Origin of the sequence: Streptomyces longispororuber, from assembly GCF_024448165.1 — a bacterium.
GTDB lineage: Bacteria > Actinomycetota > Actinomycetes > Streptomycetales > Streptomycetaceae > Streptomyces > Streptomyces longispororuber_A.
In genome coordinates, this window is record NZ_JAMOLN010000001.1 from 55,137 (window position 1) to 79,733 (window position 24,597).

Genomic DNA, 24,597 nt, shown 5'->3' on the forward strand with positions numbered 1-24,597 from the left:
GGAATGCAGCTCGGCCCGCGCACAGGTTGCGCGGGGCTCGCAGCCGCCTCTCGGCCCGGCCGCCCTTCCCAGCTTGCGCGCCCCTGACCAGGAACACCACACGAGTCACTTCGAAGGCCCCGTGTACCCGAAGCAGACATTCCAAAGCCTCGCCGCTTTGATGCGACGCCGCCCGTGACACACACCGGCCATCCCGGTGCCGGGACACGGCACATGCCCTTGCATGCGGCAGCAAGTGTGCTTCGGCTCCTGCCGTCGGGACACCCGAGGACGCATGGCCGCTCTCCTCGCTCTGGCCTCTGCTGTCTGTTACGGCGTGGTCGACTTCGCGGGCGGGATCCTGTCCCGCCGCCTTCCTTTCCTTACCGTCACCGTCCTCGGCCAATTCGGCGGCCTGCTGTGCGCTGTCATAGCCGCCTTCCTCATTCCGGCACCGTCCGTGGACCCGGCCGACCTGTCCTGGGGAGCCCTGTCCGGCATCGGCAGCGGCCTCGCCATGCTGTGGCTCAACCGTGGCCTCAGCCGTGGGGCGATGAGCGTGGTGGTGCCGATCAGCGCCGTGACGTCCGTGGCTCTGTCCGTGCTGGCCGGAGTGCTCGTCCTCGGCGATCGGCCCAGTCCTCTGGCATGGGTCGGTATCGCCGTCGCCGCGCCCGCACTGTGGCTGGTCTCCGGTGGCCGCAGCGCCGCGCCACGCAGAACCGGCCGGAGCGCGCCCACCGGCGCAGGCTCCGGTGCCCGGGACGGCCTGCTGGCGAGCGTGGCGGTCGCCGTGCAATATCTGGCACTGGCCCAGGCAGGGACGTCGAGCGGAGTGTGGCCGGTGGCGGCGGGGCGGGCCGCGGCCGTCGTGGTGCTGCTGCCGGTCGCCGGGCGGTCGCTGCGCGTGCCGTCGCCGGTCCGCGGTGCGCAAGCCCTTGCGATCGGTGCGGGCGCGGCCCTGGGGCTGGTCCTGTATCTGCTGGCGGCCCAGCGTCAGATGCTCGCAGTCGTCGTGGTCCTGGCGTCCCTGTATCCGGTTTTGCCGGTGGTACTGGGCATCCGGCTCCTTCATGAACGGGTCGACCGGCGCCGGGCGGCAGGACTGGTGGGCACGCTTGCCGCCACCGTGCTGCTCGCGCTCGGTTGAGGCTCTCCCGCCGCCGCCCAATGCCCGCGTTTCCCGAAGTGATCGACGGGCACCCGCAGGCGAACAACCCCTACGCAACGATGAAGAAGGTGACGTACATGTTCAAGGCCATCGCGGACGTGATCCGGTCCATCGGCGGCGCCGTCGCCACGGTCGTGACACTGCCCTTCCGCGCCGTGGCCCGTCTTTTCGGCGGAGCGTCTGACACCGCCCACGGCCACCACTGACTCCTCCCGATCGACTCGCGCGGCCCCGGGCACAGCCTGCGGGTGGTCCGTGTGACCGTCTCCCCTCAGCCCTGCGGGCCCGCTCCGACGACCGGGGGCGGGCCGCGTTGCTCAGCGGCGCCCCTTGAGCTGTTCGACGCCGACCGCGGCGAGTGCGATCTGGATGGCGAGTTCGATCCAGGGCAGAGCGTCGGCACGACGGACGTGGCCTGTCACCGTCCGCAATCCATGGACCGCCTCGCCCGTCGAGCGGGCGGAAGCCGCCGCCGACAACGTGGCCCGCCTGCTTCTCAAAGACCGCGGGGCCTCACGTCGTCAGCCATGAAGAGGCCCTGGAACACGGAAGTCGTCGATGCGGCGCTGGAGCCGAGCACACCGCGCCGGCGGCCAACTCGCCGTAGGCCGCCACGTCCTCCCCCACCAAGCCCTGGACTTGATGCGGACCCACGCCATGGCCACCGGCATCCCTCTGCCGCCCATCACCGAGGCCGTCCTGGACGCCCCACCCTCGTGGGACGAAGGACCCTCCGAGCTTTAGGAACGGCTGCGGCGCACCGTGCGTCAGCCCGCTCCCCCAGGGGCACGCGAAGTGTCTACCGCCAACCCCCGTGTGGCGCCTCGGCGGACTGTATGAGCAACCTGATAGGGACCGCGAATACGGAAGGAACACGTCATGCCCGCAGGATCGAACCAGAAGCGAGAACGCCAGTACGAGCACGTCAAGGAGAGCGCGAAGCAGCGCGGGGAGTCCACGAAACGGGCGGAAGAGATCGCCGCCCGCACGGTGAACAAGCAGCGCGCCCGCTCCGGCGAGTCCCGCACCGCGAGCAGGAGTTCCGTCAGGGACCCCAAGTCGGCACCGCAGCGCGGTGGTTCGCGCTCGCACGAGGGCGCCCAGGGGCCCACCAAGGATCAGCTGTACAACGAGGCCCGGCAGAAGAACATCAAGGGCCGGTCGACCATGACCAAAGCCCAGCTGGCCCGAGCCGTGGGCCGCTGAACACCGCACGGCGATCCCATGGCGCACTGCTCCGCCGAGCGACAGACCGCCCTTGTCATCATCGACATGATCAATACCTACGGCCACGAGGACGCCGAGCTCCTGCTGCCCTCAGCGCGGAAGATCGTGCCGGTGATCGCCGGCTTGCTGACGGCGGCGCGCGCCGCCGGCCTGCCTGTGATCTACGCCAACGACAACTTCGGACAGTGGCGCTCCCACCACGGCGAGATCGTCGACGAGGCCCTGGCCGGGCCCCACGCGGACCTCGTGGAACCACTGCTCCCCGACGCGGAAGCGCTGTTCGTCGTCAAAGCCCGGCACTCGATCTTCTACGAGACGCCGCTGGCCTACCTGCTGTGGGAACTGGGCGTGCACCACGTCGTCCTGTGCGGGCAGGTGACCGAGCAATGCGTGCTGTACTCCGCCTTGGACGCCCACATCCGGCACCTCGATGTCACCGTGGTGTCCGACGCCGTGGCCCACATTTATCCACAGCTGGCCGACGCAGCCCTGGAGATGATGCGCCGGAACATGGGTGCCAGGGTCCTCGCCCGGCACGACATCACGTTCACGCCGAGGTAATCAGTCGACCTTCGGTCCGTGGCTCAGGGACTGCCGAACCCTGAACGAGTGCCCGGCCGGATCCGTGCACAGGCGGGCCTCCGTCGGACCGCCTCGGCCCGACGCCTCGATCGGGATCCCGCCCAGGGCCACAATCCGGCGCTCCAACTCGGCGAAGCCGTCGGCTTCGACGAGGAAGTCGACATGAGCCTGGGACGCGTCCTCGGGCCGCGGCCAGCTCGGCGGGGTGGCGTTGAGGTCCCGCCGAAACCCCATGCGCAGCCCGTTCGGCGCCTGGATGTCGGTGCGGTTGCTGGTGGTTTACGGTCACGGCTCTGCGCCGAGCAACTTCAGATAGGACTGGGCCAGTTCCTCCGGATACGAACACTCCAGCACGATCGCACCCGCAGTGATCAGTCCCACACCGCCTCATTGGCTCATGCGGCGGGGGGCCGTGGCAGTGCCGGACAAACGGAACCGCGCGTGAACGGCGCGAAGTCGAGCCGTGCCCCGACCGCGTCCGTGCCGCCAGGACACCGCTCACGAGGCAAGCAGAGAGTCGTCCTCCACGCCCGTGCCAGGCAGCCGGTGGCGCGCCGCAATGAGCGCGGAGTCGATGTCACGCGTGCCGGTACTCACACACAGCATGTACGCGAGGTCGTCCATGCGGTTTCGCACGTCTTCGGCACCGTTGCCCGCGTGCAGCACGCGCAGCGAGTCGTACTGCTCTACCAGGTTGTTCAGAACCGCAGGGTGCGCCATCAGCATGGGGACTCCTTCGATCGCTCGCACCAGAGGCCTTGCCGTCACTTCAGTACCCCCGCCGCACGGCCACACGCATCAAGGGCAAGAGACGAACGCACCCCCTCCCCTCTCCCTGCACCGGGTTACGGACCCGAACGCCGGCGCTCCCGGACAACTGTGTTCCGGAGATGGCACGCCCATCACCACGACGAGCACATCGTCCACTTCAGAAACCTAATCCCCACACGAGTCACGTGACCGTTTGCCGGTTCACATGCCGGGCAGGCGAAGCCGTGTGCTTGGGACAACAGGCGCAGCGAGAGGCAGCGGCACCGGACATCACGGCCCGTGCGTTTCTCGCGGTCACCTTGCCGAGTCCAGCGCTCGAGGAGCAATTTCTGATGGCTACTCGCCACTCGCACGACGACGCCCCCGACACCCAGCAAACCTTCGAGCGGCTCGCCGACGCCGCGGCAGGCCCCGAACACGACCTGCTCAGCAACGAGCTGGTCGAAGCATGGCTTCCCATGGCCCACCGCCTCGCCAGCCGGTTCCGCAACAAGGGCGAGAACATGGACGACCTCCGCCAGGTCGCGGCCATCGGCCTGGTCAAGGCCGTCGACCGCTACGAGGTCGAACGCGGCGCCTTCGAGCCCTACGCCGTGCCGACCATCACCGGCGAACTGCGCCGCCACTTCCGTGACCACACCTGGGACGTCCGGGTCCCCCGCCGCGTACAGGACCTGCGCAACAAGGTCCGCAGCACCCGCCGCGAGCTGGTCAACCAGCCCGGACGGCATGCCGAGCCCGGCATCGAGGAGATCGCCGCCGGCGCCGGCCTGACCCTCGACGAAGTCCGTGACGGGCTGGAAGCCCTCGACAGCTACAACGCCCTTTCCCTGGACGCCGAAATCGGCCCCGCCGACGAGGGCCTCAGCCTCTCCGACAGCATCGGCGCAACCGAACCCGGATACGACCTGATCATCGACCGCGAAACCGCCAAGGAAGGGCTCAAGCACCTCGCCGAACGCGAACGCGCCATCTTGTACCTGCGCTTCTTCGAAGACATGACCCAAGCAGCCATCGCCGAAGAGATCGGCATCTCCCAGATGCACGTCTCACGCCTGATCACCCGCAGCTGCGCACAGGTCCGCGACCACGCCACACCGGGTGCCCAGCAAGCGGCCTGATCTTGGCAGCACATCGTCCAACGGATGGCTCCAGCGAGGTCTTGCCGATCACCGTCTGTCGGGGCAGGGTGGCACAACGTACCCGCCCCCTGGCCCCCGGAGGCGATATCGGTGTCCACCACGCCGGAACAGTCCGCTGTAGACGACGAGGCCCCACCCGTCAGCGCCGAGGTCGAGGAATCGCGCGACGAGATCTCGCAGCTCAAGCACGCCGTGGATTCCCACGCCTCGGTCGACCAGGCCATCGGCGTGGTGCTCGCCGTGGGGCAGCTGACCCCGGCCGAGGCGTGGGACGTGCTCAGGGAACTCTCTATGCGGACCAACATTAAACTCCGGCATGTCGCCGAGCTGCTGGTCGAGTGGGGCAAGACGGGTGAACTCACTGGGGAGATCCGCGCCGAACTGGACCGTCAACTCCGTATGCGTCGCTCGTAGATGAGACAGGATGGCGGCGCTCTGCATCGGAGCACGGGCAGGGCTTCGGCGAGCAGTGTGAGGAAGGCTGCCATCGCTGGCGTCAGCAGGGGCTCCAGGGCCGGTCGTGCTCCGTGCCGCGGCCGGAAGGGTCGGCACCTTCTTGGGGAAGGTCGACTCAGGGCCCCTCCGAGAGCCTTGCACGAGGTAATGCCCGGCGGCCGTCCACGACAGCAGCGATCATCTAGTGCTCTGACCGGGTTGGATAGCCGGGTTGGTGGTCGGGGCACTTGGACGTGCGATGACGTCCGATCCGACCGGTGGAGGTGCGGTGGCTGAGCCTGTCCGTGTGCGCAGATTGACCGACCAGGAAGGGCAGAAGCTGCAGCAGATCGTGCGCCGGGGCAGCACCAGTTCGGTGCGCCACCGGCACGCGATGATCCTGCTGGCCCCGGCCGGCGGGAACCGCGTCCCAGTCATCGCCCAGCTGGTGCAGGCGGACGAGGACACGGTCCGCGACGTGATCCACCCGTTCAACGAGTCTGTCTGGCCTGCCTGGACCCTCGCTGGGCGGGAGGCCGTCCCCGCCTGCTCAGTCCTGACGACGAGGACTTCGTCGTCACGACGGCCACCACCCGCCCGACCAAGCTCGGCCAGCCCTTCACGCGCTGGTCGATCCGCAAACTCGTCATCTACCTGCGACGCGTTCACAGCCGCGTGATCCGGATCGGCCGGGAGGCGTTACGGTGCCTACTCGCCCGCCGCGGCGTCACCTTCCAGCGCACGAAGACCTGGAAGGGATCCCCGGACCCGGACCGCGACGCCAAGCTTGACCGGATCGAGCACGTCCTGGACCGCTTCCCCGGCCGGGTCTTCCCATTCGATGAGTTCGGACCCCTGGGAATCCGCCCGACCGGCGGCTCGGGCTGGAACGCCTCCGGACACCCCGAAGGGCATCCCACGACCTATCACCGCACCCACGGGGGTCCGCTACTTCCATGGCTGTTACTCAATCGGCGACGACACCCTGTGGGGCGTCAGCCCGCGCAAGAAGGGCGCCAGCAACACCTTGGCTGCGCTCAGATCGATCCGCGCGGCCCGCCCGGACGACGCCCCGCTCTACGTGATCTTGGACAACCTGTCCGCCCACAAGGGCGAGAGAATCCGTGCCTGGGCCAGGAAGAACCGGGTCGAGCTGTGCTTCACCCTCACCTACGCGTCCTGGGCGAATCCGATCGAGGCGCACTGCGGGCCGCTGCGGCAGTTCACCGTCGCCAACTCGAACCACCGCAACCACACGGCCCAGACCAGGGCTCTGCACGCCTATCTGCGCTGGCGCAACGCCAACTCCCGCCACCGCGATGTCCTGGCGGCCGAACGCCGCGAACGCGCCCGGATCCGCAGCGAGAAGGGGATCCGCTGGGGCGGACGAGCCCAGATGGCAGCCTGATCAGTGGCTGACGTTCATCGTCGCGCACCCCGCGACGCCCAGTTTGGACAGCACGCGCTGCAGTCGCTCCAGAGCCACGGCAGCTTCCAGACTCTCCGCGACTTCAAGGTCGAGATGGCAATGGCCCATGCCGCTGCCCGCCCCCGTGACCTCGCCGTCGAGCTCGAACGCCGCTTCCAACGCCTCCTCGACCTCGTCACGGTCGATCGGCAGCCCCACGAAGACGATCTCCACAAACACCACGGTCCTCCATCTCAACCCAGCGAACCATAGCGGTCACAGCACTAGGGAGCGCGTCGCCGCCGGGCCAGGGGCCGTGCCGGGGAGTTGCCGGTCCGCCGTCCTCGGGCGGCCGGAGCCGCATCGCCGACCGTACGGCTCCGGCCCTCCGTTCGCACTGCCGGTGATGGGCATCCTTCCGCATCCTTTGGCTCGGCGAACGGAGTGGTGCGATAGCACGGGGAGGGCCGTGCTATCACGAGCGGTGCTGTCTCCCGACACGGCGTCGCCCCGTACTTCATATCCGATACACGCGCGTAACAGCCCCCACTAGGCAACATCCACTCCGAGCCTCCTCATGCGCCCACGCCCCGCATGGCCGCAGAGCCCGGGAAAGGAGGGCAGCAAGGCCCAGGAACGAGACCGTCCAGACGCCGCCCCGGCTGCTGTCCGGCGTACGGTCAAGCAGGGCGCATTCAGGTATGCGCGGTCCGCAAGGTAGGCGAGGAGGACGGCCGCTGCCAGCGTCAATGGCGCGGCAGCGGCCGTCGTGTGCGCGGGACAGGGGGCTCCCCCCGGCCCCGCGTGGGTGTCCGCTGCGGCCCCGGCCGGCGGGAGCGCTCTGTCAGGCGGCAGCGGACGGGGGCTGGAGCCGTGTCTGTCGGCGAATGCGGCCCCAGCATGCCTCTGAGCCGCACGCGGTCATGCCGCCCCTGGGACTGGGAGGCGCGGCAGGGCGCGGGCGGTAACCGCAACGCTCACGGCGCTTACTCACAACACCTCCTCCAGAAGCGGAGCCTGGGCCAGGGGCGCGGTCTCGTTGCTCTCCATCCCCTCAACAACGAACAGAGCACGCGCCAAGCCACGCCCCGGCCAACACACCCGGGCAAGGCCCACACCTCGGACGGGCCCTGCCAAGGGTTCGGGCCGACGCCCTGCCATGCGGCATTTCGCGATCACGCGCTTCCGGGGATGTGCGACGTGCCAACGGAAGGAACAGGTCATCGCCGCGTTGAGGGGTTGCAGACCGTCCTGGGGCAGGGCACCGTGGGGGTACCCGACGCCGCAGCCCCCCATGTCCTCGGAGGCGAAGGTTGACGTCCAATGCCGAGCAGCCGTCCGAGCTGGCCGCCCACCTGGAAGCCGCCGAGGACAGGGTGGACGAGTTGCTCGGCGAAGTCCACCAGCTCAAGCATGCAGTGGCCTCACATGCGGATGTCGACCAGGCCATCGGCGTTGTCCTCGCCGTCGGCCAACTGACACCGGCCGAAGCCTGGGATGTACTGCGGGAGACCTCCATGCACACGAACACCAAGCTGCGGCGCCTGGCCGAACTGGTCGTCGAGTGGGGACGGGGCGCCGAGTTGCCCGCAGACATCCGCACCGAGCTCGACCGCCAGCTCCGTGCCCGGCAGGCCGCGTCCGAGTAGGTCCACCAGGAGGCCTGTTGTCCGTGCCGTGCGGTGGTCTGGCGACTCGCCGATACACCTCAGCCCCGTGACGCTGCAATTCTGTCGACCCCGCAGGGGCGTCACACTGCTGCCGCCTTCGTGGGGCCGGTCGTCCGGCCCGTCTCGCCCGTCGATGGGCGAGGACCGGTGGATTCAGCCCGCCCCGGCACTCCGCACGGGACTGATCAAGACACCGTGGTGCCGGCCCCGATCCAGCGGACGGTCGTGTGGTCAGCACGCCCGCCCCCTGAAGTCGGGCCCGCGACGAAGGCGCCGTGCCACGCCACGGGCCCCAGCCGAAAGGGACCTGCCCGACGTGTGCTGACAACTCGCTCCCCCACCGCAACTGAGGCCGCCGTCGGCAAGGAGCGACGTCAAACCAGGGCGAGACTGGGAGGAGGCGCCCCAGCGACCGTGTGCCTGGTGTGATGAACGGCTGCCCTACAAGAAGCGCGGCCGCATGCCGCGTTACTGCAGTAGATCGTGTCGGCAGCGGGCCTATGAGCTGCACACGGTGAGCCTGCCCAGTTCGATGAGCAGGCTGATGACCGCCAGGCTTCCGGGCCCGTCGGCGACAGCAAGGAGCAGTAGCTGTCCAACGCGCCACTCCCATTCAACGGTCTCCCGCTGGGTACGGAGTCCACCTGAGCACCACGACCCCATCGAGTCCTCCTTCGCGACGGATCGACTCCGCGCCAAGGTCACCAAGGGTGCCAAGGGTTCCGGAAGCACGGCCGCTGCCTCGGCCATGGTCTTCAACCTGGTGGAGTTTGCCCAGCAGCGGTGGCGAGCCGTGAACACACCACACCTCGTCGCGCTGTTCGGTGCCGGGGGGTGACGGAGGACCACAGCCAGACCGGTGGCGCATCACGGTCGCCGGGCAGGTGATCGACGTGGAGGCTGATCAACGTGCCCTCGACGACGGGGAGATCGCTGTCGTGGTCGATCCATGCGGATCTCTGCTGCAGCTTGGGGTGGAGTCGGTCCCAAGGCGCGGGCCTCGGCCTTGCCGTAGCGGGCTGTGTCGTTCACCGTGATCACGGACGGCTCGGGCCAGGAGGCGGGCCTGGCCAGGCTGAACTCCTTGCCGTGCCGGGGCGGTCACCCGCCCTGGGGATAGGCCTGGGCGTACTCCTTGAGCGAGGGCGCGGGCCGTCGCAGGAGACGGTCCGAACGCAGCCGCTCGATCAGCTCCACCGGCAGGTCGCGCAGTACCCAGGCCAGCCGCATCACGTCGTAGCCCACGTCCATCACGACCAGGACGTCGCGGTCACCGTCCTGCCACTGACCGGCCGCGATCAGGCGCTCAACCACGGTCCTCGGCTGACTGGCAGTGACCGCCGCGGCGTCGTTGGCCGGCCCCAGCCGGACCGCGTCCAGGACCTGTGTCCACGAGGTGCGGTCCGGGGTGAGCACGGCGACGAACGAGTACGGCCAGCCCGGCACTACGTGATCCGATGAGCGGCCGTTACGGCCGTGTACCAGGCAGAACAGCCGATCCGGCGAGCAGGCGGCGTCCGACCGCAGCCACGGTGAGACGTCGACGGTGAGCACGATCCACTCCACCGGAGCCCGAGTCGGACCGTCCGCACACAACAGCGCGTCGGTCAGCTCGAAGAACGCGTCCGCACGCGCGGACAGACATCCATAGAAGGCCGTCCGGAAGCTGGACAGTTCCGCGAGCGCCTCCCGCCCGTCGATCTGCGGCACCACACCCACCCCACGGCCTTCCCACTCAACTCCCCTATACAGCAGCTGAGTTCAGCATCGCGAGGAAGGCCGCCTCATACCCTGGAATCACTCCAAAGAGTGACGATATGGCCGAGCTAGAGGTTAAGGAACAAGCTCAGCGCCCTGTGGAACTTCGCCTACGACGCGGGCATGGGCGTCGGTGCCGTCGGCTTCGGAGTGCTCGCGAGCCGGACCGGATACCCCTGAGCCTTCGCGCTCACCGCCGCGCTGCTGCTCACCGCGCTCGCCCCGGCCTGGCGCGACCTCCGGGCCGGCGACCCCCCTCCGGTAGAGACGGCATCCACCCCCGGAGCGTCCGGGACGCCCTCTTTGCCCTCTTCCGCATGCCACTTTCGTCGCACGAGCTGGCGCACGCGTCTTGCGGAGCGGGTGATTCTGCCAATAGAAAGGAAAGGTTCCTATCAGTCAGTGGACAGGACAGGGACGATCAGCGCTCAGCGTTCCGCAGCTCGTCCAGCACGCTTCCGCACCTTCATGCAGCCCCGAACTCCCCTGCCGGGCCCGCGCGTCGGCCTGCCTCACGCCGCCCGCGCGAGCAGCACCCGGCCAGACGAGAAACCGGAGAAGCACATGCCACTCCCCACTCCGCGACGGCGTTCAGCGCCGCCCGGAACGCGGCATCGCACCCCCGTTCACCGACGCCGGCGCAAGACCGGCTTCAGGATCGCCCTCGCCATGGTGCTCGCCGCCGTCCCCGCGGTGATTCTCCTGAACACCAGTCAGGCAGCGGCTCCCACCGGGCTCGACGATCCGGTGACGAAGGAGATCGCCATGCAGCTGGTGTCCAGCGCCGAGAACTCCTCGCTGGACTGGAAGGACCAGTTCGCCTACATCGAGGACATCGACGACGGCCGCGGCTACACGGCCGGGATCGTCGGATTCTGCTCCGGCACCCACGACATGCTCGACCTCGTCGAGTACTACACCGAGCAGGTGCCCCAGAATCCGCTGGCCGCGTACCTGCCGGCCCTGCGCGAGGTCGACGGCTCCGATTCGCACGAAGGCCTCGACCCCGGCTTCACCGACGCGTGGAAGAAGGCCGCGCAGACCTCGCAGTTCCAGGCGGCACAGGAACACGAACGCGACCGCGTCTACTTCGACCCGGCCGTCTCCCGGGCCAAGGGGGACCACCTCCAGGAGCTGGGCCAGTTCGCCTACTACGACGCGATCGTGATGCACGGCCAGGAGGGCTTCGACTCGATCCGCGCCGCGGCCCGCACCGAGGCCGACACTCCGGCCGAGGGCGGTGACGAGACCGCGTACCTCAACGCGTTCCTCGACGCCCGTGTGGTGGAGATGAAGAAGGAGGCCGCGCACGAGGACACGAGCCGGGTGGACACCGCGCAGCGGGTCTTCCTCGACCAGGGGAACCTGCGCCTGAACACACCCCTGGCCTGGCACGTCTACGGGGATCCGTTCGAGATCACGCACGATCCCTCGACGGGATCCTCCCCGACCCCCTCACCAACCGAACCGGGCGGCGGGCAGGAGCAGTTGATCTCCCGGGGCAGGCCCGCGAGCTCGTCCTCCGACGAGGACGCGACGCTCACGGCCGGCCGGGCGGTCGACGGCGACACCGGCACCCGGTGGGCCAGCAAGGAGGGCGCGGACCCGCAGTGGCTCCGTGTCGACCTCGGCGAGAACTCCACCGTCTCCCGGGTGAAGCTGCTGTGGGAGGCCGCGTACGCCAAGGGCTACCGGGTCGAGATATCCGCCGACGGCACGTCCTGGAGCCCGCTCGCCGTCGAGGCGAACGGCAACGGCGGCACGGACGAGTGGACCGGCCTGAGCGGCAAGGGCCGCTACCTGCGGGTGTACGGGACGGCGCGCAGCACCGCGTACGGCTACTCGCTGTTCGAGGTGGAGGCCTACGGGACGAGCGGCTCGGGCCCCGGCCCGACCGATCCGCCGACCGACCCGCCCGCCGGGGCGTTCACCGTCGTCGGCGCGGGTGACATCGCCGACCGGTGCGACCAGGACGCGGCGGGCTGCCAGCACTTCAAGACCGCCGACCGGGCCGAGGCCATCGACCCGGACTTCTACCTCACCCTGGGCGACAACCAGTACGACGACGCCCACCTCGCCGACTTCAAGAACTACTACGACAAGTCCTGGGGCCGCTTCAAGGCGAACACGTACCCGGTGCCGGGCAACCACGAGTCCTACGACGACTACGAGAACCGGGACGAGAAGGCCTACCGCGAGTACTTCGGCTCCCGCGCCACTCCGCAGGGCAAGATGTGGTACTCGTACGACCGCGGGAACTGGCACTTCGTCGCGCTCAACTCCAACCGCTTCGACGAGCGCGAGCAGATCGACTGGCTCAAGGCCGACCTGGCCTCGAACGGAAAGAAGTGCGTGGCCGCGTACTGGCACGAGCCGCTGTTCAGCTCCGGCGACCACGGGAACGTGCCGGTGAGCCGGCCGGTGTGGGAGCTCCTCGAGTCGGCCGGCGCCGAACTGGTGCTCAACGGGCACGACCACCACTACGAGCGGTTCGCCCCGCAGACCCGGGACGCCAAGGCCGACCCGAACGGCATCGTCGAGATCATCGGCGGTGCGGGCGGCAAGGATCTGTACGGCGCCGGCGACACGGTCCAGCCCAACAGCGCGAAGCGCATCTGGGACAAGTTCGGTGTGCTGAAGCTCGACTTCACCGACACCGGGTTCCGTTCGCAGTTCGTCGGCACGGACGGAACGGTGCTCGACACCAGCCCCACGTACTCCTGCCACTGACCGGCCGACACCGGCGCCCCGGGCGCGTCCGTGAGCACGGGCACGTCCGGGGCGCTTCCCGGGAGTTCTCATGTATCTCGCCGCCGGCCGGAGCGGACCGTCCTCGACCGCTCCCGCCGCCCTCGAACCCCCCGCGCGCCGCACCCGTGTCGCCTCCACGGTCGTCGCGCTCGGTGCGGTCAGTCTGGTGACCGACATCTCCTCGGAGATGGTCACCGCGGTTCTTCCTCTCTACTTCGTCCTCCAACTGGGGCTCAATCCCCTGCAGTTCGGCTTTCTCGACGGGCTGTACACCGGCGTCTCGGCCGTCGTCCGCCTGGCCGGCGGGCATCTCGCCGACCGCCGGCAGCGCCACCGGCTCGTCGCGGGCTCCGGCTACGCCCTGTCCGCGCTGTGCAAGCTGGGGTTGCTGTTCGCCGGCGGCTCCACCGCGGCGCTGTCGGCGACGCTCGCCGCCGACCGGGTCGGCAAGGGCGTGCGGACGGCGCCGCGCGACGCGATGATCTCGCTGTCCTGCGCCGAGCGGGACCTCGGCCGCGCCTTCGGTGTGCACCGTGCGATGGACACGACGGGTGCGCTGCTGGGCCCGCTGGCGGCCTTCGCGCTGCTGTGGCTGGCGGTGGACGCGTACGACGTCGTGTTCCTCGTCAGCTTCTGCTTCGGCCTGTTCGGCGTGGTGCTCCTGTACGCGTTCGTACCGGAGCGGTCGTCGCCCGCGGTCTCCGCGTCCCGTCCGTCCACCCTGCGTGCGGTCCTCCGGCTGCCCGCCGTGCCCGCGTTCCGTCGCGTGCTGGTCACCGCGTCCCTGCTCGGTCTGGTGTCGGTCGGCGACGGCTTCCTCTATCTCGTCCTGCAGAAGCGTCTCGACCTGGACACGGTCTACTTCCCCCTGCTTCCGCTGGGCAGCGCCGCCGTCTACCTGCTCCTCGCCGTGCCGATCGGCCGGGCGGCGGACCGGGTGGGCCGCCGGATCCCCTATCTGTGCGGCCACCTGGGGCTGCTCGGGGTCTGTCTGGTCCTCTTCTCCCCTGCACCGGGGTGGCCGCTGACAGTCTGCGTGCTGGTGCTGCTCGGCACTTATTACGCGGCCACCGACGGAGTCCTCATGGCCCTGGGCGGCCCGGTCGTACCCGAGGAACAGCGGGCGGCCGGTCTGGCGCTGCTGCAGTCGGGGCAGGCGGTCGGGCGGCTGCTGGCCTCGGTGCTGTTCGGCGCCGCGTGGACGCTCTGGAGCATGCAGGCCGCGCTGGCACTCGCCGCCGCCGGGCTGGCGGCCGGCCTCCTTCTCGCCCGTTTCCTGTTGCCCGCGCACCCGAGGGAGTCCGGATGACCCCCACACTCTCCCCGCGCGCCCGGCTCGGCGCCGTCGCCCTGGCCGCCGCCGTACTGGCCGCGTTCGCCGTCGTCTACACGGTCCGGGCCGTCGGCCGCGACAGGCCCGCCGCCGGCTCCTCGCACCTCACTCTCGACAACACCCCTGGCCTGTACGTCCGGACGGCCGACGGAAAGGTCGCCGCGCTCGGCGAGCGGGGCCCGCGGAAGACCGCTCTGTCCTGCCGCCGCTTCTACGCGAGCGGCACCGGCGCCGTGTGCCTCACCACCAAGCCGGGCATCCCGCCCCGCACCCAGGCGATCGTCCTGGACCGGTCGCTGCGTCCGCGGCGCACGGTCACGTTCGGCGGGACGCCCAACCGGGCCCGGATCTCTCCGTCCGGTCGGATGGTCTCCTGGACGGTGTTCGTCAGCGGCGACTCGTACTCCGGCGGCTCGTTCTCCACCCGCAGCGGGATCCTCGACACGCGGACCGGCTACCTCATCAAGAACGTCGAGACCCTTCAGCTCACGCTCGGCGGACGGCGCTACAGCGCGTCCGACGTGAACTACTGGGGCATCACGTTCGCCCGGGACGACAACCGCTTCTACGCGACGGTGGCGACGCGCGGGAAGACGTATCTGGTGGAGGGCGATCTGAAGGCCTGGACGGCGCGCGCCCTGCGGGAGAACGTCGAGTGCCCGTCGCTGTCGCCCGACGGCACCCGCATCGCGTACAAGAAGCGGGTGCGGGACGGGAGCTCGGATCCCTGGCGGCTGCACGTCCTCGACCTCAGGACGCGGCGCGACACCCCGCTGGCGGAGACACGCAGCGTCGACGACCAGGCCGCGTGGCTGGACGACGGGACCGTGGCCTACGCCCTGCCCGGGCGGGCGCGCGGCTCCTCGGACGTCTGGTCCGTCCCTGCGGACGGCACGGGCAAGCCGGTGCGCAAGGCCCGGGACGCCTCCTCGCCGAGCATGAACGCGGTCCGCTGAAGCTCCCCGGGCGCCGGTATGAGAGGCGAACGCGCAGCTCAGAAGGGACGGAAGCCAAACGGCGACCGGGCGATAGCGGAGAGGCGACGGCACGGCGACGGCGCACGGGAAGGTGAGGGTCGCAAGGAGTCCACCGACTCGGGACGGAAAGACCTGAGGTGCGCCATGAGGGCAGGCCCGATCGAGCTGCGGCACGGACCCGGTGCCGCCCGGCATCGGCTGCCGAGCGCGCACAGGCGTCCGGCGGCCGATGCGTCGAGGGCGTCGTCAGGCGAGCGACGCGGCGCGGGCCGGGTCGAGGGCGTGCCGGAGCGGCTCGGCGAGGGTGAAGCGGCGCAGTTCGTCGAGCACGAGTTGCCCGAGGCGGTGGCGTTCGGTGCCCAGGGCGCCCGCGATGTGCGGGGTCAGGACGACGTTGGGCAGCGTGAACAGGGGCGAGTCCGGGGCCGGGGGTTCGGGATGCGTGACGTCGAGGACGGCGGTGAGATCCGGCCGGGCCCGCAGGACCCGTACGGCGGCCGGTTCGTCGATCAGCGCGCCGCGCGCGGTGTTGATCAGGGTCGCGCCCGGCCTCAGGGAGTCCAGCAGCCGCGCCCCGATGGCGCCCTCGGTCGCGGGCAGCTGGGGCGCGTGGAGGCTGACGACCTGGCAGGTGGCGAAGAGCTCGTCGAGGTCGGCCAGTCGGACGCCGGCCTGCCGGGCGGTCTCCGGCGACGCCGCGGGATCGGTGGCGACGACCTCGAGGTCGAAGCGGGCGAGGTGCCCGGCGACGAGACGGCCGATGTGGCCGAGCCCCCACAGGCCGACCCGTGCCCGGTACGCGCCCGGGACCTCGGGGTCGCGCGGAAAGCGCCGGTCGCTCGCGACGTCCCGGGCGATGCGGTGCGCCTGCTTCAGGCCGAGCAGGACCTGGGCGAGGGTGAACTCCGCCACCGGAACGGCATTGGCCGCGGCGGCCGAGACGATCGGGATGCCGCGCGCCCAGAAGGCGGGGGTGGTCAGGTGTCGTACGGATCCCGCCGCGACGAACACGGCCCGCAGCCGGGGAGCCCGCTCGAGCAGTGCGGCGTCCAGGACGGGCGCGCCCCAGCCGGTGAGCAGGACGTCGACGTCCCGCAGCACATCAGGGGCCGCGGCGAGCTCCTCTCGCGTACGCGGCGGTGCCTGCCAGGTGACGAGCCGGCCGATCCCGGCCAGCACCTCGGGCGGATAGACGTCCTCCCGGCGTTCCTTCTCCATGACCAGCAGGGCGGTGGGGGCGGTGGCCGGTGCGTTCATGCCGGGCGGGTCTCCTCGGGCAGATCCGGAGGGCGGGCGGGCGGCGAGGCAGCCACTCCCCCGGGTTCGGGTGTGTGCGAAAACGTGCGATCAGGCGATGCACCTTGGTGTGGCTTGTTTGATGCGCATGCCTTACAGCTGGCAGGGACCATACATCGGATGACTGGAGGGTCCTAGCGAGAATCTCGGACATCCTGCCGCACTCCGCCCGACGACGACGGCGGCCATACACCCGCTCTCCCACGCCGGACCGGCCCACTGCTCTGACGTCTCAAATACCTTTCAGAGCAAGGATGTTACGGAGACGAGAGCGCCTTTGGTATGCCCGCACACACGAACACCCACCCACCGGCCGCCCCCTCGGCAGATGTTTCGGCCGCGTAAAGCACTTTGAGATTCATCGGAGTATTGACCGTCGTTTCCGACCCCACTACGTTCCCAGCAAGCGCTTTCCAGGCCAACTGTGATGCGGCGAAACGGGAGTTGTCATGCAGAGATCGCGATGGGTCGGTGCCGGTGTCCTCGCCTCGGCGCTGGTCCTCACCAGCTGTTCGTCCGGGCCTGCGGGAGTGGACGCCAAGCAGAACAAGAAGGCGACCCTGGAGCTCTGGACCAGGACGACGCCGGGCGGGCCCGGCGAGCAGGGCGCGGTCAAGCTCGCCGCCGCCTTCCAGAAGGCCACGGGCTACAAGGTCAAGGTCACGGCCATCTTCGACGACTTCGAGACCAAGCTGCAGCAGCGGGCGGCGCAGAAGAAGCTCCCGGACATCGTCATGAACGACGTGACGCAGCTCGGGGCCATGCACAGTCAGGGGCTGCTGCGGGAGATCGACCTCGACAAGGTCGAGGACAGTGATCAGATCACCGCGCAGGGCCTGGACTCCGGCAAGAGTGTGGACGGCAAGCAGTACGGGCTGCCGTACTCGGCGCAGGCGTCCGCGCTGCTCATCCGCAAGGACTGGCGGCAGAAGCTGAAGCTGGACGTCCCCGAGACCTGGGACGACTTCGCCGCCATGGCCAAGGCCTTCACCACCCGGGACCCCGACGGCGACGGGAAGAAGGACACGGCCGGCCTCGCCGCCCCGCTGTCCACCAAGCGCGGCTACGCCTCCTGGTACTTCTCCAGCTTCCTGTGGGCCGCGGGCGGTGACTTCATCACCGAAGCGGGCAAGGGCACGTACAAGCCGGCGATGACCAGCAAGGCGTCGGCCGAGGCGGTGCAGTGGTTCCGCGACCTGGGCTGCAAGGACAAGGCCGTCCAGCCCGGCGCCGTGACCATGGACACCCCGCCGACGAACGAGACGTTCGAGTCCGGGAAGACCGGCATGTTCGTCGTCGGCCCCTACCTGCTGCCCCGCTTCGACGAGACCCTCGGCAAGGACAAGTACGAGGTCGTGCCGATGCCCAAGGGGCCGAAGGACTCCACCGTCCTGGCCGAGGGCGGCTCCGTCTACCTGATGGCGGGCTCCGACAACCGGGCCGGCCAGGACGCGTTCGCCTCCTTCGCCGTCTCGGCAGAGGGGCAGAAGACGGGCATGGAGGGCGACACCGCCTACACCGTGCAGCTTCCCGTCAACAAGTCCGTGGACATCTCCCAGGTGCGCCCCGACCCCCGCTGGAAGACGTACGCACAGGCGTACCAGGACTCCGGCCGGTACGCGCCGTCCATTCCGAACTGGACCCCGGTGCGCCAGGCGACGGCCGACACCCTGAACGCCCTCATGGCCGACTGCGGCCTGGACACCGGGACCAAGCTCCGTGAGCTCGACAAGCAGCTCGCCAGCATCCTCGAGGAGCAGGGGATCTCCGCGTCATGAGTCTCGACCAGGCCGAACCGGCGGCCGCCTCGGCCGCCGCTCCCGGTGTGCCCGGTGTGCGCAAGCCGGGCGGCGGCGCGGCCGCCGGCCGCCGGAGGCGCGACCGCAGGTCCGGCCGATGGTGGACGCCCTGGCTGTTCCTGGCCCCCGCGCTGATCCTCTTCCTGTACTTCAAGTTCATCCCCATGGCGAACGCGCTGACCATGTCCTTCCAGGACGTCCAGCCGTACCTGGGGAACAGGTGGGTCGGCACCGACAACTACGCCACGGTGCTCGGGTCCACCGGGTTCCGTGAGGCCACCTGGCACACGGTCGTCCTGGCCGCCGGACAGACGGCCGGCTCGATGGCGCTGGGCCTGGCTCTGGCCCTGCTGATGGAGGGGCAGAGCCGCCGGCTCGGATTCGTGCGCTCCGCGGCGTTCCTCCCGGTGGTGGTGCCGATCGCGGTCGTCGCCGAGCTGTGGCGCGTCATGTACCACCCGACCGGGGACGGCATGCTGAACTCCCTGCTCGGACTGGTGGGTTGGGGCCCTTCGGGGTTCATCAACGACCCGGACACCTCGATGGCCTCGATCATGCTCACCGGGATCTGGCGGGGCGCCCCCTACGACATGATGATCTTCCTCGCCGGTCTGACGAGTGTGGACCGCGGTCTGTACGAGGCCGCGAAGGTCGACGGCGCGTCCCGGTGGCAGCGGGTGTGGCACGTGACCGTGCCCGGCCTGCGGTCGGTCTTCTCCATCCTGTTCATCCTCGCCGCGATCCGCGGACTGCGGGTGTTCACCGAGGTGTTCCTGCTGACCAACGGTGGCCCGGACGGCTCCACCGAGGTCGTCATGACCCTCATCTACAAGCTCGGACTCGAGCAGAACCGGCTCGGCGTCGGAGCGGCGGGCGCCGTCCTGCTGTTCGTCGCGACGCTGATCCTGACCGTCGTCGTCCAACTGCTGCGGCGCAGGGAGAGCAAGTGAGTGCGCACACCGAGACCGCGCTGGGCCTGACCGAGAGCCGCGGCGCCGGCGGACGGATCCTCAAGGCCGTCGTCTACCTTCTAGTCCTGATCGTCTTCGCGGGGCCGCTGCTCGCCCTGCTCGTCAGCGCCTTCGGCCATGTCAAGGACCCGACGCAACTGAGCGTCGTCCCCTCCGGGCTCACGCTCGACAACTTCAGGATCGCCTTCGACCAGGGGGTGCTCGCCTATCTGCTGAACTCGTTCCTCGTGGTCGGCTTCGGCCTGCTGCTCCAGGTCACGGTGTCCGTGCTGGCCGGGTACGCGCTGGCCCGGAAGAAGTTCCCCGGCATGGCGCTGGTCCTCGTCGCGATCCTGGCGACGCTGATGCTGCCCGAGGAGATCCTCGCCCTGCCGCTGTCCCTGATCCTGTCCGACCTGCCGGTCGTCCACCTCAATCTGGTCGGCACCCTCGCCGGGATGATCGTGCCCCTGGGCGCCTGGGGCTTCTCCATCCTGGTGATGACGGAGTTCATGAAGGACGTGCCCCGCGAGCTCGAGGAGGCCGCGCGCATCGACGGCGCCGGCGACCTGCGGATCTTCGCCCAGATCATCCTGCCGATGTGCAAGCCCGCGCTGGGCGTCATCGGGGTGTTCGGCTTCACCATGATCTGGGACCAGTACCTGCTGCCGCTGCTGGTCTCCACCGACTCCTCCTCGTACACGCTCCCGCTCGCGCTGCGGACCCTGCGGATCGACCCCGCCGTCACACCCGGAGTCGTCATGGCCGCCTCGCTGCTGGCCCTACTGCCGTCCGTGATCGTCTTCCTGTTCTTCCAGCGCTCCTTCGTGAGCGGCCTGTCCTCCGGCGCTCTCAAGGGCTGACCCCCTCGGTTCCGCGCCCGTCCCGCCCGTGCACGAGAAGGAACGATGCCCCGTGTCGTCTGTCGCCGCAGCACAGCTGTCCGCTCCCCCGGCTCCCGAAGCGGCTCCGGATCCGGCCTGGTTCACCACCGCCCGGTTCGGGATGTTCGTCCACTGGGGCCTGTACTCCCTGGCCGCACGGCACGAGTGGGTGAAGAACCGGGAGCGGCTGACCGACGAGCAGTACCAGGTCTACTTCGACCACTTCGATCCCGACCGCTACGACCCGGTCCAGTGGGCCAGGACCGCCAAGGCCGCCGGCATGCGCTACGTCGTCCTCACGACCAAGCACCACGACGGCTTCTGCCTGTGGGACAGCGCCCTGACCGACTACAAGGTCACCAACACCCCGTACGGCCGTGACCTCGTCGGCCCGTTCGCCGAGGCGTGCCGGGCCGAAGGCCTCAAGGTGGGGCTCTACTACTCGCTGATCGACTGGCACCACCCGTCCTTCCCCGTCGACGGCACCCATCCGCAGCGCGACGACGAGGAGTTCAAGGCCGCCCACGCCGACCGGGACATCCACGACTACCAGCGCTACCTCCACGGCCAGGTCCGCGAACTGCTGACCTCGTTCGGGCGCGTCGACTACCTGTTCTTCGACTTCTCCTACGCCGGACGCACCTGGTGGGGCGGCAAGGGGCCCGACGACTGGGACTCCCCGAAGCTCCTGGAGACGGTCCGTGAGCTCCAGCCGCACGTGCTCGTCAACGACCGGACCGGGCTGCCCGGCGACTTCGTCACCCCCGAGCAGTACCAGCCGTCCGGCCCGATGACCGAGAACGGGCGGCCCGTGGCCTGGGAAGCCTGTCAGACAGTGAACGGCAGTTGGGGCTACGACCGCGACAACCTCGACCGCAAGAGCGCGGACCTGCTGATCCGCATGCTCGTCGACGGGGTGTCCAAGGGCGGCAACCTGCTGCTCAACGTGGGCCCCAACGGCCGGGGCGATCTCGATCCGCGCGACACCGAGGTGCTGGGCGAGATCGGCCGGTGGATGGGGCTGCACGAACGGTCCGTGCGCGGCTGCGGCCCGTCCCCGTACACCGCTCCCGCCGAGTGCCGCTACACCCAGCGCGGCGACCGCCTCTACGTCCACCTGTTCGCCTGGCCGCTGCGCCACCTGCACCTTCCCGGGCTCGCCGGCCGGGTGCGGTACGCCCAACTCCTCGACGACGCCTCCGAGATCATGCCGGTCCACATCGAGCCGGACCGGCCCGCGGTCAACACCGAGATGGGCGGACAGCCCGCCGGAACGCTCACGCTCCAGCTCCCGGTACGCCGCCCCGACACCCCCGTCCCCGTCATCGAACTGTTCCTCGACAACTCCGCCGAGGCCTGACCCCCGTCCCCCACAGGCCCGTCCACCGCACCCTCACGGAGGCCTCATGCAGCGCCGCACCTTCCTCATGAGCACCGCGGCAGCTCTGGCACTGACCGCCGCTCCCGCCGGCGCCCTGCCGACCGCCGGCGCCCTCACGACCCGCGCGACGGTGCGCACCCTGGACGAGCTCCGGGCAGCCGTCGACCGCGCGCGGCCGGGCGACCGGATCGTCGTGGCCGACGGCACCTACACCGTCCCGGCGGGCGCTCCCCTCCTCATCCGGAACAAGCGCGGCACCGACCGCGCGCCCGTCACCATCGCCGCCGAGACCCGGGGCGGTGTCGTCCTCCAGGGCGAACAGAGCTTCACCTTCGAGGCGTCCAGCCACATCACCCTCAGCGGGTTCGCCTTCCGGCAGAGCACCACCCTGGACGTTCCCCCGGACTGCTCCCACATCAGACTCACCCGCAACGACTTCCAGCTGGCGGACATCGAGGGCCTGCACTGGGTGATGGTGCGCGCGGACGACAGCACGGTCGACCGCAACCACTTCCACGGCAAGAGCACGCTCGGGATCTACCTCGGTGTGGAGGGAGCGGGCACGGACGAGATGGCCGAGCGCGTCCACATCCACCGCAACCATTTCTCCGACCACACCTTCGGCGGGTCCAACGGCGGCGAGCCCATCCGGCTCGGCGTTAGCCCCCGGGCCATGTCCAGCGCCCACGCGATCGTCGAGCACAACCTCTTCGAGCGCTGCGACGGCGACCCCGAAGCCATCTCCGTGAAGTCCTCCGACAACGTCATCCGGCACAACACGATCCGCGACAGCCTCGGCGGCATCGTCCTGCGCCACGGCAACCGCAACCGGATCGACGCCAACCACCTCCTCGACGGGACGGAGGGCATCCGGATCTACGGCAACGACCACGTCATCGTCAACAACCACCTCGCCGGCCTGTCCGGGCGCGCCCTGGTGATCGGCAGCGGATCGGAGCGTGACCACCTGCCCGGCGAATCACCCGAGGCGCGCCGGGGCAACGACGCCCCCGATCGCGTCCTCATCGCCCACAACACCCTGGTGAACAACACCGGCACACTCTCCGGCGAGAGCCAGCGCCCGCACGAGCCCCGGGACGTCGCCGTCGCCGACAACCTGTTCGTCTCGGACACCGGGCAACTGGTCGCGATGGCCGCCACCGTGCGTTTCACCTGGTCGGGCAACATCCTGTGGGGCGCCGCCGACGACGGCAACATGCCCGCGACGGGCGGCGTCCGGACCGACCCGCGCCTCGTGAAGGACGCGTACGGGATCGCCCGCCCGGCCGCCGACAGCCCGGCGATCGACGCCGGCACCCTCCGCCGGCCGCCCGTCACCCACGACATCGACGGTCAGCCGCGCGGCCGGCTCCGCGACGTGGGCGCCGACGAGTACTCCCCTCGCACTTCGGGGCGCGGCCCCCTGACTCCGGCCGATGTCGGCCCCGAAGCCCCCTGAACTCCTGTTCCCCCACCCCTGAAGGAGGCACCATGCACCGTCGTACGTTCCTCAGAACCGCCACCGTGGCCGCACTCGCCACCGTCCCCGTCGGCACCGCGCTGACCACCAGCGCGTCGGCGGCCGACATCCCCGTCTCGTCGCTGACCGCACTGCAGAACGCGATCAACAAGGCCGCGCCCGGGGACCGGATCGTCGTCGCCGACGGCACCTACACCGTCCCGTCCGGGGGCGCCCTCACCATCTCCGGCAAGCACGGCACCACCAGCGCACCGATCACCATCGTGTCCCAGAGCCGCGGCGGCGCCGTGCTGAAGGGCGAGCGCGGCTTCGTGCTCAGCAACTCCAGCAACATCACCCTGAGCGGCTTCGCCTTCCGGCAGAGCACCACGCTCGAACTGCCCGCGGACTGCTCGGCGATCCGGCTGACCCGCAACGACTTCCAGTTCGCCGACACCGGGGACCCCTACTGGGTCGTCGTACGGTCCAACGACTCGAAGATCGACCGGAACCATTTCCACGACAAGACCACCGCGGGCATCTTCCTGGTCGTCGACGGCCCCGGCTCCACGGACATGGCCCAGAACCTGCACATCCTGCGGAACCACTTCTCCGACCACAGCTTCGGCGGGTCCAACGGTGGCGAGCCCATCCGGCTCGGCGTCAGCGGCCGGGCCCTGTCCAGCGCCCACGCCCTCGTCGAGTACAACCTCTTCGAGCGCTGTGACGGCGATCCCGAAGCCATCTCCGTGAAGTCCTCCGACAACACCGTCCGGTACAACACGATCCGCGACAGCGTCGGCGGCATCGTCCTGCGCCACGGCAACCGCTCCACCGTCGAGAGCAACCATCTGATCGGCGGCAAGGAGGGCATCCGCGTCTACGGCAACGACCACAAGATCCTCAACAACTACGTCAGCGGTCTGTCCGGCCGCGCCCTGGTGATCGGCAGCGGCACCACACGCGACCATCACGAGGGCGAGACGGAGGACGAGCGGCGGGGCAACGACGCCTGCGACCGCGCGCTGGTCGCCCACAACTCCCTGATCGGCAACACGGAGACCCTGTCGGGCGAGACCCGGACCTACGAGCCGCAGAACGTCGTCGTCGCCGACAACCTGCTCGTCGGCGACACCGGCAGCCTCGTCGCCATGGGCGCCACCACCGGCTTCACCTGGCAGAGCAACCTGCTGTGGGGCGCGGCCTCGAACGGCAACATCCCCGCCGGCGGCTTCACCCGGGCCGACCCCCGCCTCGCCCAGGGCACCGACGGGGTCATGCGCCTGACCTCCGCCAGCCCCGCGATCGGCGCCGCCACCCTCGCCGGCACGCCCGTCACCGACGACGTCGACGGGGACCAGCGCGGCAGCGTCCGGGACATCGGGGCGGACGAGTACGCCACGGCGACCGCGCTGCGTCACCCGCTCACGGCGTCGGACGTGGGGCCCAACGCCCCCTGAGCGCACGCGGACCGATCCGAGGTCCTCCTCTGAAGCGGCTGCCCGTGGGGGGCGGCCGCTTCACCCCACCCGCTCCACCACGGAAGGAAGCCAGCACCATGCCCGGGACGAACAGCCCAGCCGGCAGACCAGACCCCGTCCCGGCCGACCCACCGGCCCCTCCG

At 69.8% G+C, this 24,597-nt stretch carries 20 protein-coding genes and 4 pseudogenes; 19 read left to right on the forward strand and 5 right to left on the reverse strand.

Annotation, left to right across the window (positions count from 1 at the left end):
* The first annotated feature begins 274 nt into the window (after positions 1-274).
* From M4J07_RS00265 to M4J07_RS00280, 4 genes are all read left to right on the forward strand, one after another.
* Positions 275-1,129, forward strand: a complete 855-nt coding sequence (locus M4J07_RS00265; RefSeq protein ID WP_255965650.1) for an EamA family transporter — start codon at positions 275-277, stop codon at positions 1,127-1,129.
* A gap of 98 nt (positions 1,130-1,227) precedes the next feature.
* Positions 1,228-1,356 (forward strand): LPFR motif small protein, encoded by a 129-nt coding sequence (locus tag M4J07_RS00270; RefSeq protein WP_255965862.1) that lies wholly within the window; start codon positions 1,228-1,230, stop codon positions 1,354-1,356.
* Between the two features lie 673 nt (positions 1,357-2,029).
* Positions 2,030-2,356, forward strand: a complete 327-nt coding sequence (locus tag M4J07_RS00275; RefSeq protein WP_255965652.1) for a plasmid stabilization protein — start codon at positions 2,030-2,032, stop codon at positions 2,354-2,356.
* A gap of 18 nt (positions 2,357-2,374) precedes the next feature.
* On the forward strand, positions 2,375-2,938 hold the full coding sequence (locus M4J07_RS00280) for a cysteine hydrolase family protein (protein ID WP_255965656.1): 564 nt from the start codon (positions 2,375-2,377) through the stop codon (positions 2,936-2,938).
* On the opposite strand, the gene M4J07_RS00285 is transcribed toward M4J07_RS00280, so the two are convergent.
* Together M4J07_RS00285 and M4J07_RS00290 are read right to left on the reverse strand one after the other, a co-directional pair.
* On the reverse strand, positions 2,939-3,217 hold the full coding sequence (locus M4J07_RS00285; RefSeq protein ID WP_374214964.1) for a VOC family protein: 279 nt from the start codon (positions 3,215-3,217) through the stop codon (positions 2,939-2,941).
* 240 nt (positions 3,218-3,457) lie between these two features.
* Positions 3,458-3,685 carry a DUF5133 domain-containing protein gene (locus tag M4J07_RS00290; RefSeq protein WP_255965658.1) on the reverse strand — a complete coding sequence of 76 codons (228 nt, stop codon included), beginning with the start codon at positions 3,683-3,685 and terminating at the stop codon, positions 3,458-3,460.
* A 377-nt stretch (positions 3,686-4,062) separates the two neighbouring features.
* Between M4J07_RS00290 and M4J07_RS00295 the strand changes: the two genes are divergently transcribed.
* From M4J07_RS00295 to M4J07_RS00305, 3 genes and pseudogenes are all read left to right on the forward strand, one after another.
* Complete coding sequence (locus M4J07_RS00295; RefSeq protein WP_255965865.1) at positions 4,063-4,851, forward strand: SigB/SigF/SigG family RNA polymerase sigma factor; 789 nt, start codon at positions 4,063-4,065, stop codon at positions 4,849-4,851.
* Between the two features lie 111 nt (positions 4,852-4,962).
* Positions 4,963-5,286: an ANTAR domain-containing protein gene (locus tag M4J07_RS00300; protein WP_255965661.1), complete on the forward strand. Its 324-nt coding sequence runs from the start codon at positions 4,963-4,965 to the stop codon at positions 5,284-5,286.
* A gap of 310 nt (positions 5,287-5,596) precedes the next feature.
* Positions 5,597-6,715 (forward strand): annotated as a pseudogene (locus M4J07_RS00305) (IS630 family transposase).
* Here M4J07_RS00305 and M4J07_RS00310 read toward each other — a convergent pair.
* Entirely contained in the window at positions 6,716-6,949 is a 234-nt protein-coding gene (locus M4J07_RS00310; protein ID WP_255965664.1) for a hypothetical protein, read from the reverse strand. It abuts the pseudogene before it with no gap.
* 1,079 nt (positions 6,950-8,028) lie between these two features.
* On the opposite strand from M4J07_RS00310, the gene M4J07_RS00315 reads away from it, so the two are divergent.
* On the forward strand, positions 8,029-8,364 hold the full coding sequence (locus M4J07_RS00315; RefSeq protein ID WP_255965666.1) for an ANTAR domain-containing protein: 336 nt from the start codon (positions 8,029-8,031) through the stop codon (positions 8,362-8,364).
* 644 nt (positions 8,365-9,008) lie between these two features.
* Positions 9,009-9,223: pseudogene (locus M4J07_RS00320) on the forward strand (IS256 family transposase); the annotation flags it as partial.
* On the opposite strand, the pseudogene M4J07_RS00325 reads toward M4J07_RS00320, so the two are convergent.
* Positions 9,219-10,104: pseudogene (locus M4J07_RS00325) on the reverse strand (transposase); the annotation flags it as partial. The pseudogenes M4J07_RS00320 and M4J07_RS00325 sit on opposite strands and share 5 nt — an antisense overlap.
* Before the next feature lie 603 nt (positions 10,105-10,707).
* Here M4J07_RS00325 and M4J07_RS00330 point away from each other — a divergent pair.
* The 4 genes and pseudogenes from M4J07_RS00330 to M4J07_RS00345 all read left to right on the forward strand — a co-directional run.
* Positions 10,708-11,562: pseudogene (locus M4J07_RS00330) on the forward strand (chitosanase); the annotation flags it as partial.
* Positions 11,563-11,631: 69 nt separating this feature from the next.
* Positions 11,632-12,873, forward strand: a complete 1,242-nt coding sequence (locus tag M4J07_RS00335) for a discoidin domain-containing protein (protein WP_255965867.1) — start codon at positions 11,632-11,634, stop codon at positions 12,871-12,873.
* 70 nt (positions 12,874-12,943) lie between these two features.
* Positions 12,944-14,203 carry an MFS transporter gene (locus M4J07_RS00340; RefSeq protein WP_255965669.1) on the forward strand — a complete coding sequence of 420 codons (1,260 nt, stop codon included), beginning with the start codon at positions 12,944-12,946 and terminating at the stop codon, positions 14,201-14,203.
* Entirely contained in the window at positions 14,200-15,183 is a 984-nt protein-coding gene (locus M4J07_RS00345; protein WP_255965672.1) for a hypothetical protein, read from the forward strand. The genes M4J07_RS00340 and M4J07_RS00345 overlap by 4 nt, the downstream gene beginning before the upstream one ends.
* 267 nt (positions 15,184-15,450) lie before the next feature.
* Here M4J07_RS00345 and M4J07_RS00350 read toward each other — a convergent pair whose 3' ends face one another.
* The gene (locus M4J07_RS00350; RefSeq protein WP_255965674.1) at positions 15,451-16,461 is read right to left on the reverse strand and encodes a hydroxyacid dehydrogenase; all 1,011 of its coding nucleotides are present in this window, start codon (positions 16,459-16,461) and stop codon (positions 15,451-15,453) included.
* A 488-nt stretch (positions 16,462-16,949) separates the two neighbouring features.
* On the opposite strand from M4J07_RS00350, the gene M4J07_RS00355 reads away from it, so the two are divergent.
* Genes M4J07_RS00355 through M4J07_RS00380 form a run of 6 tightly spaced genes read left to right on the forward strand, consistent with a single transcriptional unit; the run spans position 16,950 to position 24,433 of the window.
* A complete protein-coding gene (locus M4J07_RS00355) occupies positions 16,950-18,278 on the forward strand; it encodes a sugar ABC transporter substrate-binding protein (RefSeq protein ID WP_255965676.1) in 1,329 nt (442 codons plus the stop codon).
* A complete protein-coding gene (locus tag M4J07_RS00360) occupies positions 18,275-19,249 on the forward strand; it encodes a carbohydrate ABC transporter permease (RefSeq protein ID WP_255965679.1) in 975 nt (324 codons plus the stop codon). Before M4J07_RS00355 ends, M4J07_RS00360 begins: the two co-directional genes overlap by 4 nt.
* A complete protein-coding gene (locus M4J07_RS00365) occupies positions 19,246-20,112 on the forward strand; it encodes a carbohydrate ABC transporter permease (RefSeq protein ID WP_255965681.1) in 867 nt (288 codons plus the stop codon). Before M4J07_RS00360 ends, M4J07_RS00365 begins: the two co-directional genes overlap by 4 nt.
* 52 nt (positions 20,113-20,164) lie before the next feature.
* Positions 20,165-21,493, forward strand: coding sequence for an alpha-L-fucosidase (locus M4J07_RS00370; RefSeq protein WP_374214960.1), 1,329 nt, complete (start codon positions 20,165-20,167; stop codon positions 21,491-21,493).
* 46 nt (positions 21,494-21,539) lie between these two features.
* Entirely contained in the window at positions 21,540-22,973 is a 1,434-nt protein-coding gene (locus tag M4J07_RS00375; protein ID WP_255965684.1) for a polysaccharide lyase 6 family protein, read from the forward strand.
* A 32-nt stretch (positions 22,974-23,005) separates the two neighbouring features.
* Positions 23,006-24,433, forward strand: a complete 1,428-nt coding sequence (locus M4J07_RS00380) for a polysaccharide lyase 6 family protein (protein WP_255965686.1) — start codon at positions 23,006-23,008, stop codon at positions 24,431-24,433.
* Positions 24,434-24,597 lie beyond the last annotated feature (164 nt).

Coding starts and splice junctions, on each gene's coding strand:
- M4J07_RS00275 (WP_255965652.1), top strand. CDS start 2,030: ATGCCCGCAGGATCGAACCAGAAGCGAGAACGCCAGTACGAGCACGTC.
- M4J07_RS00265 (WP_255965650.1), top strand. CDS start 275: ATGGCCGCTCTCCTCGCTCTGGCCTCTGCTGTCTGTTACGGCGTGGTC.
- M4J07_RS00380 (WP_255965686.1), top strand. CDS start 23,006: ATGCACCGTCGTACGTTCCTCAGAACCGCCACCGTGGCCGCACTCGCC.
- M4J07_RS00355 (WP_255965676.1), top strand. CDS start 16,950: ATGCAGAGATCGCGATGGGTCGGTGCCGGTGTCCTCGCCTCGGCGCTG.
- M4J07_RS00360 (WP_255965679.1), top strand. CDS start 18,275: ATGAGTCTCGACCAGGCCGAACCGGCGGCCGCCTCGGCCGCCGCTCCC.
- M4J07_RS00270 (WP_255965862.1), top strand. CDS start 1,228: ATGTTCAAGGCCATCGCGGACGTGATCCGGTCCATCGGCGGCGCCGTC.
- M4J07_RS00340 (WP_255965669.1), top strand. CDS start 12,944: ATGTATCTCGCCGCCGGCCGGAGCGGACCGTCCTCGACCGCTCCCGCC.
- M4J07_RS00350 (WP_255965674.1), bottom strand. CDS start 16,461: ATGAACGCACCGGCCACCGCCCCCACCGCCCTGCTGGTCATGGAGAAG.
- M4J07_RS00345 (WP_255965672.1), top strand. CDS start 14,200: ATGACCCCCACACTCTCCCCGCGCGCCCGGCTCGGCGCCGTCGCCCTG.
- M4J07_RS00280 (WP_255965656.1), top strand. CDS start 2,375: ATGGCGCACTGCTCCGCCGAGCGACAGACCGCCCTTGTCATCATCGAC.
- M4J07_RS00375 (WP_255965684.1), top strand. CDS start 21,540: ATGCAGCGCCGCACCTTCCTCATGAGCACCGCGGCAGCTCTGGCACTG.
- M4J07_RS00290 (WP_255965658.1), bottom strand. CDS start 3,685: ATGCTGATGGCGCACCCTGCGGTTCTGAACAACCTGGTAGAGCAGTAC.
- M4J07_RS00295 (WP_255965865.1), top strand. CDS start 4,063: ATGGCTACTCGCCACTCGCACGACGACGCCCCCGACACCCAGCAAACC.